This is a genomic window from Rhodoferax sp. UBA5149, from assembly GCF_002413825.1.
Lineage (GTDB): Bacteria > Pseudomonadota > Gammaproteobacteria > Burkholderiales > Burkholderiaceae_C > Rhodoferax.
The window spans coordinates 10,331-15,261 of sequence record NZ_DHXT01000071.1 but is presented as its reverse complement, the minus strand read 5'-3'; the positions used below and the strand labels follow the sequence as shown (position 1 = coordinate 15,261).

The following is a 4,931-nucleotide window of genomic DNA, read 5'->3' as shown; positions in this document are numbered from 1 at the left end:
AAGGTCAGGTCCATGCCGACGATGACGCCCTCGGAGTCGTCCGCCACCAGCACCAGTTGCTGCGTGCTTTCGAACACACCGCGGGCGTACATCACGTAGAGCAAAAAACTGCCCACCAGTGCCGTGATCAGGAGCAGCAGCAGGACGGCCTTGCGCTCGATATGGGCGATGGGGGCTGGCGACGGCGACGGGGATTCGGTTTGGGTTTGGGGTTCCATGCGGGGTGAGCGGGCTCAGATGTACTTGACCACCAGGGAAGCGGCCTCGATCAATAGTAGTACCAAAAACAGGCGCACCGCACCGGGTTGCACGGCGTCGGCGCTCGCGATCGGGCGCGCATCCAGATTGGCGGCCATCGGCACCACGGCCACCGCCAGACTGAAGAGAACGGTTTTCAGGGCAAAGCCCAGGGTGACTGCCAGATCGAACACATGGCCGACGGTGCGCGTGTAGCCCGGCAAGCCCCAGAGCGAAAAACCGTAGACCGTGAGGTAGGCCAGCACCAGCGCAATCACACTGCTGACCATGGCCAGCGTCAGCACCGAGAAGGCGCTGGCCATCACCCGTGGCACCAGCTCGTGGCGCAAGCGCTCGATGCTCAGGGGCGGTGTTGGACCCGCTTGGGCCGACCGGACGTTGTCGGCCCTGCGCGCGTTGAACGTCAGCCCGGCGCGCAATGCGACAAACAAGGCGGCCGACAGCGGGATGAGCTCCAGCACCAGCACGCGCACCACCATCTGCAGCGCGTATTGCGACAGGCCGTAGCTCTGGGCCGTGACGACCACGATGCGGATCAACACCAGGCTGAGCAGGGCGGCCATCGCCGTGAACCACGGCAACACCTGCCAGGTGCTGGCATAAATATGCTGGGACGTCGTGGCGCGGTTGGCCCGGTTGTAGGTCGAGGGCGACAGCGCCATCACCAGCACGATGGCGCCAAAGTGAAGCAGTTGCCACCAGCTGGCCGCGCCCCGCATGAAGGCACGGCCCCAGGCGCCGCTGTCAAGGTGGGGGGAAGAGCTGGGACGCATGGGCGGATGATAACGAGGTGCATCTTGTTCAAATGAGGAAGACACAGGATTGGCAAATCACTATACTGTATATTTGTACAGTTAAACACGCCATTGAGGGGGTGGTTTGCCATGGTGTCCCGTTCCTTGCCGGTTTCTTTTGCGCACCTCAGCGATGCCGTCTGGCGTGCCGATGCCTTGGGCTGCGCCGCCGCGGCCACCGTCGCCACGGGTCACCCCGCGCTGGACGCCCAGTTGCCCGGTGGTGGCTGGCCGGTGGGGGCGATCTGCGAAATTTTGCAGGCGCACAGTGGCCAGAACGAGTGGCGTCTGTTGTTGCCCGCTTTGACGCGTGCTGCTGCTGGTCCGGTGCTGCTGGTGGGCGCGCCCCATGTGCCGTTCGGGCCGGGGCTGGCGGCCCAGGGCTTTGATGCGCGGCGCTTGCTGTGGATCAGCACGACCGCGCCTGCCGCACGCCTGTGGGCGGCCGAGCAGGCGCTGCGCTGTACCGAGGTGGTGGCCGTGCTGGCCTGGTTGCCGCAGGTGCGGGCCGAGCAGCTGCGGCGCCTGCAAATTGCTGCCCAGGAGCACGGCAAGCTCTTGTTTGTGATGCGGCCGGCCCAGGCCCAAAACGAGTCGTCACCCGCCGTGCTGCGGCTGCTGGCATCGACGCCGCCTGACAGTGACGCGCTTCGGGTGCAGATCCTCAAACGGCGTGGCCCACCGCTGGAGCAGCCCTTGTCGCTGGCGGCCCGTCCGGCACGGCTGGCAGCCTTGCTGGCCACCCACGGTGGCCAGGCGGACGCGACACCGCAAGGGCTGGTGGTCCAACGTGGGCCGGCCCTGCATTTTTTACCAAGGTCGGGCGATGCACTGGATCGCACTGCAGCCGCTGCCTGAGCCGTCCCGGCCCGCGAACGACAGCACGCCGGGCGATGGCGCGCCGCCCGCGCTGGTGGACGCCTTGAGCGCCTTGGGCTGGTGGGCCTTGCAGTTCACGCCCAAGGTGGCGCGCCTCGAAGACGCGCTGCTGCTGGAGGTGTCGGCCAGCGAGCGCCTGTGGGGAGGGCGGCAGCCGCTGCTCCGCCAAATCTTTGAATCAAATAAGCTTGTAGCCCCCGTCAAATATGCACAAGGCGCTACGTCTTTAATAGCATTTGCGCGACTGCAGGCTGAGGGGTTGGTGCGTACATTGCCCGACGATCTGCCTCTGGTCGCACTGGTCGCGGCCCGGCCCCACCTGGCCACCCTGGCGCGCATTGGCTGCACCCAGTGGGGCCAGTTGCGCGCGTTGCCGCGCGGCGGGGTGGCGCGGCGCTTTGGCGCGCCCTTGCTGGAGGCGCTGGACCGGGCCTATGGCCTCCAGCCCGACCTGTATCCCTGGCTGGTGTTGCCGGACGTCTTTGAGGCCACGCTGGAGCTGGGCGCCCAGGTCGAGACCGCTCCGGCGCTGCTGTTTGGCGCGCGCCGCTTGTTCAATCAATTGCAGGTGTGGCTGCAGATGCGCCACAGTGGCGTGCTGGCGCTTGAGCTGATGTGGACCATGGATGCCCGGCGCGACACCGCCACCGAGGGCCAACTGGTGCTGCGCACCGCCGAGCCCACCGGCGACATGAGCCACTTGCAGCGCCTGCTGGGCGAACACCTGGCGCGCGTCACCTTGCCTGCCCCCGTGCTGTACCTGCGCTTGCGTACCCTGGAGACGCAACAACTCAGCGGCGAAACGGCCGCTTTGCTGCCCGACGAGCGGCCAAGGGGCGACAGCCTGCAGCAGCTGCTGGAACGTCTGAGTGCGCGATTGGGCCCGCAGCAAGTGTTGCAGCTGCAGGCCCGTGCCGACCACCGGCCGGAACGCATGCAGGTCTGGCAGCCGGCCTCAAGTGCTACACAATTAATAGCTGCTTGCGAAGACAAGACGGGGGCTAGAGGCCTGAAAGATATAAAACATCGAGAGAACCTCCAGGCAAGCGCGCTGTACCCGAGCTGGCTGTTGGCCTCGCCCCTCAAGCTGGCGCTGCGCGGCAACAGCCCGCTGTACCCGGGCCCGCTGACCTTGCTGGCCGGTCCGCAGCGGCTGGAGGCCGGTTGGTGGGTGGCAAGCGACTGCGCCTTGCGTGACTATTTTCTGGCGCGCAGCGAGCAGATGGGCTTGCTGTGGATTTACCGCGAACGGCTGGCCGGGCAGGGCGGGGCAGGGAGCAGGGCGGAGGGGGAAGCGGCGCGCGGGGCCGAGGCGGACACAGGGTGGTATTTGCATGGCCTGTTTGCCTGAAACCTCCTTGCCCGGCTCTGCCCCCGCGTATTGCGAGCTGCATTGCCTGAGCAACTTCAGCTTTCAGCGCGGCGCCTCGCACCCGGAAGAGTTGGTGGCGCGTGCGGCAGCGCTGGGCTACGCGGCGCTGGCCCTCACCGACGAGTGCTCGGTGGCCGGGGTGGTGCGCGCCCACACCGAGGCGAAGAAGCTGGGTTTGAAACTGCTGCTGGGGGCAGAGTTTGCATTCGACGATGGTTGCAGGTTCGTCGCCCTGGCCCATGACCTGACGGGCTGGGGCAATCTGTGCGAGTTCATCACGGCCGCGCGCTGCGCGGCCGCCAAAGGCTCTTACGAAGTGTCCAGGGAGCGCAGTGACTTTGCCTTGCTCAGCGCCTGCGAGATTTTGCTGATCCCTGCGCGTGCTATTACTTTCGAAGCGCTCTACGCTTATTGCACGTGGGCTAGAGGCCTATTTTACTCAAGACTGTGGTTGACCCTGGAGTTGCTGCAGGGTCTGGACGATGATCTGTGGCGGCACGCGCTGGCGCGCGTATCGGGGCTGGCCGGTGTGCCGCTGGTCGCCAGCGGCAACGTGCACATGCACGTGCGCTCGCGCAAGCCGCTGCAGGACGTGATCACCGCCGTGCGCTTGGGGGCTCCGGTGAGTGAGTGCGGCTTTGCACTGCAGGCCAACGCCGAAGCCCATTTGCGTTCGCGCCTGCGGCTGGGGAAGCTTTACCCGCCCGCGCTGCTGGCCAACACACTGATGGTGTCGGCGCGCTGCAACTTCAGTCTGGACGAGTTGCGCTACCAGTACCCGCTGGAGACCGTGCTGCCGGGCCTGACACCGGCACAAACCCTGCGCCAGTTCACGCAAGAGGGCGCGCGCACGCGTTACCCGCAAGGCCTGCCGGCGGCAGTGCACAAGCAGGTGGACTACGAGCTGGCGCTGATTGCAGACCTCCACTACGAGATGTATTTTTTGACCGTGCATGACATCGTGCGCTTTGCCCGCAGCCGACACATCTTGTGCCAGGGTCGCGGCTCGGCCGCCAATTCGGCGGTCTGTTACTGCCTGGGCGTGACCGAGGTCGATCCCGAGCATTCCAATCTGCTGTTCGAGCGCTTTATCAGCCGCGCCCGCAACGAGCCGCCCGACATCGACGTGGACTTTGAGCACGACCGGCGCGAAGAAGTCATCCAGTACATCTACGCCAAGTACGGTCGCGAGCGCGCCGCCATTGCCGCCACCGTGGTCACCTACCGTCCGCGCAGCGCTATCCGCGATGTCGGAAAGGCGCTGGGCGTGCCGGATGCCCTGATCGATCGTTTTGCCAAAGAGCATTTCTGGTTTGATGGCCACAGTGCCATGGCCGAACACCTGCTGCAAGCCGGACTGGACCCCGACGATGCGCAGGTGCGCCAATGGCTGGACTTGACGACCCAGTTGCTGGGTTTTCCGCGCCATTTGAGCCAGCACGTGGGCGGTTTTGTGTTAACGCAGGGCAAGCTCACACGGCTGGTGCCTGTGGAAAACGCCGCCATGCCGGATCGCTCCATCATCCAGTGGGACAAGGACGATCTGGACGCCATGGGCTTGCTCAAGGTCGATGTGCTGGCGTTGGGCATGCTCAGCGCCATCCGCCGCTGCCTCGATCTGGTCAGCC

General features: G+C 65.7%; 4 protein-coding genes and 1 pseudogene. 3 read left to right on the top strand and 2 right to left on the bottom strand.

What is annotated here, in order from left to right; genetic code table 11:
* Both B3V69_RS06010 and B3V69_RS06005 read right to left on the bottom strand, forming a co-directional pair.
* A pseudogene (locus tag B3V69_RS06010) lies at window positions 1-218 on the bottom strand (mammalian cell entry protein); the annotation flags it as partial.
* Window positions 219-233: 15 nt separating this feature from the next.
* On the bottom strand, window positions 234-1,031 hold the full coding sequence (locus tag B3V69_RS06005; RefSeq protein WP_296444725.1) for an MlaE family ABC transporter permease: 798 nt from the start codon (window positions 1,029-1,031) through the stop codon (window positions 234-236).
* A gap of 111 nt (window positions 1,032-1,142) precedes the next feature.
* Here B3V69_RS06005 and imuA point away from each other — a divergent pair, with 111 nt between their 5' ends.
* From imuA to B3V69_RS05990, 3 genes are all read left to right on the top strand, one after another.
* The gene (imuA, locus tag B3V69_RS06000; RefSeq protein ID WP_296444723.1) at window positions 1,143-1,910 is read left to right on the top strand and encodes a translesion DNA synthesis-associated protein ImuA; all 768 of its coding nucleotides are present in this window, start codon (window positions 1,143-1,145) and stop codon (window positions 1,908-1,910) included.
* Window positions 1,879-3,282, top strand: coding sequence for a Y-family DNA polymerase (locus B3V69_RS05995; protein WP_296444721.1), 1,404 nt, complete (start codon window positions 1,879-1,881; stop codon window positions 3,280-3,282). The genes imuA and B3V69_RS05995 overlap by 32 nt, the downstream gene beginning before the upstream one ends.
* Window positions 3,266-4,931, top strand: a 1,666-nt coding sequence (locus B3V69_RS05990) for a PHP domain-containing protein (protein WP_296444720.1), incomplete at its 3' end; no start/stop codon positions are given. The genes B3V69_RS05995 and B3V69_RS05990, both read left to right, overlap by 17 nt.

What these genes read in the sequence shown, in the direction of transcription:
- B3V69_RS06005 (WP_296444725.1), bottom strand. Translation starts at nt 1,031, where the DNA reads ATGCGTCCCAGCTCTTCCCCCCACCTTGACAGCGGCGCCTGGGGCCGT.
- imuA (WP_296444723.1), top strand. Translation starts at nt 1,143, where the DNA reads ATGGTGTCCCGTTCCTTGCCGGTTTCTTTTGCGCACCTCAGCGATGCC.
- B3V69_RS05995 (WP_296444721.1), top strand. Translation starts at nt 1,879, where the DNA reads ATGCACTGGATCGCACTGCAGCCGCTGCCTGAGCCGTCCCGGCCCGCG.